Origin of the sequence: Parafilimonas sp., assembly GCF_047606085.1 — a bacterium.
Taxonomy (GTDB): Bacteria; Bacteroidota; Bacteroidia; order Chitinophagales; family Chitinophagaceae; genus Parafilimonas.
Window position 1 is genome coordinate 1 of the sequence record NZ_JASGEX010000145.1, and the last position, 2,710, is coordinate 2,710.

2 protein-coding genes are annotated in these 2,710 nt (G+C 45.2%); both read right to left on the bottom strand.

The window, feature by feature from the left end:
- Window positions 1-2,409: FG-GAP-like repeat-containing protein (locus tag QM629_RS12790; protein ID WP_415160270.1), on the bottom strand; the 2,409-nt coding region annotated here is incomplete at its 3' end.
- A gap of 61 nt (window positions 2,410-2,470) precedes the next feature.
- The coding region (locus tag QM629_RS12795) for a hypothetical protein (protein WP_415160271.1) at window positions 2,471-2,710 on the bottom strand (240 nt) is incomplete at its 5' end.

The window sequence follows — 2,710 nt, forward strand, 5'->3', positions numbered from 1 at the left end:
GGTTATTTTGATGGAATACTGATTGTTCCTCGGCTTCAGGCTTTCACCGGGAATAAGCAGGTATTCCTTCGATGCATCGCAGAAGGCATACGTGGTATCTTTCCCGTTAATGGCCAGCGGCATGCCCAATGCGCTTCGCCACATCATGTCTTTTACAAATTCATACCGCTCTCCATTCCACGCATACAGAAACGGGCAGGAGCCTTTCAGCATTTGTTCTTCTATTATCCGTTCACTGGCTGAGGGGTCTTTAATGTATTGCGGCGTGCCGTTTGGCCATACAATGCGCACCGCGTCAGGTGAAGTGCATACGCCAATGCCAAAATTAGTAAGCGCTCTTTTAATGGTTTTAACCTGGTACAGGTCTCCTGCTTTCAGTTCCACCTGCGCGCCTATGCCCAGCCTGTTGTTTTTATTATTGCCGTAAGAAAGGCCGGTTAGCTGCACCTGCATGTAATGGTTCAGGTTGCCAATATCATTTCTTATCAGTTTGATGCCGCCGGGCCCGGCCAGGAAAATATCATCATCGCCATCGGCATTAAAATCTGCAATGGCTATATGGGTAGCCTGCCCGGTTGTGGGAGGCAACAGAGACGAGGCATCGCTAAAACCGCCCTTCCCGTCATTATGAAACAGGCATACAGCCCGTGATGATGAACTGCCCGTTGTTCCTGTTACCAGCAGGTCTGCATAACCATCATTGTCATAGTCTAAAAATGCGGCATCATACACCTTTATATTGCGCAGGGCAACAGCAAATACTTTAGAGGCCGCATCATCAGGGGAAAAATAACTGCCGTTGATATTTTTCAATAAAAACCCCTGGCCGTTGCTGCCGCTGAGAAACAAATCGGGAGTGCCATCGTTATTATAATCTGCAAAAGCAACTGCCTTTCCACTGAACTTTATATTTTTAAGCCTTGCTGAAGAGGTAACATTTTGAAACTTTGAATGCCGGCTATTGCTGAATAAAACCGGGCCCTTTGTATCGCCGGCTGTAATTATATCCAGGTCGCCATCACCATCATAATCGCTGAAATCCATATTGCCTGTACTGCCTGATGCAGCCAGCCCCATTGCATTTGCCTGTTCCGTAAATGTGCCATTACTGTTATTACGGAAAAATCTGCCGCCGCCTGCAGTGGAGGCGTATATATCCAGATCGCCATCCTGGTCAAAATCTGCAAAAAGCATTTTCTGCACATCCAAAGGAAGGCTTATGCCAATATTATTCTTCTCATAAGCGAAAGTGCCGTCTGTATTGTTTTTGCAAAGAAGTATCCCTTTCGAGGTAGCTATAAAAAGATCGGGATAGCCATCATTATCATAATCCATAAATACCGCGTCATGGTCTTCTGCAGTATGATCCATACCGCCCGGGACGGCTATTTCCCGGAAGCTGCCTATTTTGCTTGATAATAAACGACAGGTTTGCCTGCCTGCTGCCACGCTGCTGGCATACAAATACATGTCACCTGCATCTGTATAATCCGTTACGGCAATTACAGCTTGGCCGGCATTGTCAAATTCCAACCCTAAGGGCCCTGTGGCATCGGCAAAACCTTTGCTGGCAAGGTAACCCCTTCCTGCATTCCGGCTTTTGTTTTCAACCTGGCCTGATGCAAATGCAGCATAGCCAACGGGCAGCTTTGGCCCTTCGAGCAATGATGAGGCTTCAATGTATGCGCCGGTTAATGCAAGCAGGCTGTGAAAGCGGCCGGCATACATCTTTGCATTTGAAAAATTGCCAGCCTGCAGCGATTGCATAAGTTGGCTGTAAGCTGAACTCACTGCCGGTGAAAACGCAGGGGCTGTTTTTTTTATTCCCTGCAAATAGTAAATGGCAGAATCGGCCTTGTTAGTGCGGATAAACAATTCCGCCAGGTTCAGCCTAACAACGATATTGGCCGGTGCAATGGACAATGCTTTCAATAAAAAATTTTCCTGTATGGCGCTGTTGTAAGCGCCAAGATCGGCCAGTGCATAGTAAGCAAAAACATTCCGGGGACTTCTTTTTACAATATCCTTTAACTGCAGGATGGCATTTAGCCTGTCGCCCTTCTGTATATACAGTTTTGCCAGCACAGACCTTACCTCTGTATCATCCGGCTTTATTTTTAATCCAGCTTTGGCTGTGCTTTCAGCTTTGCTGTAATTTTTTTTAGTCAGGTACAGAATGGCAAGGTCCCTGTAGTTAAGAATTTCTTTGGGGCTTGTTTTTATAGCTTTTATAAATGCAAATTCCGCTTCATTCACCTGGTTTTGCTGCAGGTATTGATAAGCCAGCATCCTGGGCGGAAGGTTGCCTTCCTGGGAGAAGGCCTTGCTATAGGCTAATGCGGCAATAGCAATAACAAAAAGAATTCTTCCCTGGAAATTAGAAACAGGTATATTAAATGAATTATTCATTAACAGCTATGTTATTCAAATGATTTGTAACAACCGCAAATTAAGCGTTACTGTTATTATGTTACTTACTTCCTGTTGCCGGGTTTCCTGTTTGCGGTTTGAGCGCATTTTTAAAATCATCCGTAGTTATTTTTCTTGTGTTGTACTGTTGCATATATGCTTTATGTTTTGCAAAAGGGTAAGCCGCTTTTCCTGTATAAGGATAAGAAGGCATGTTATGAAAAGGCAGCGGCTCAACCGTCTGGCCGTAAGCGGTGTTTAAATCACCATCTTTCACCCAGCCTTCGCTGTAAATAAGAAA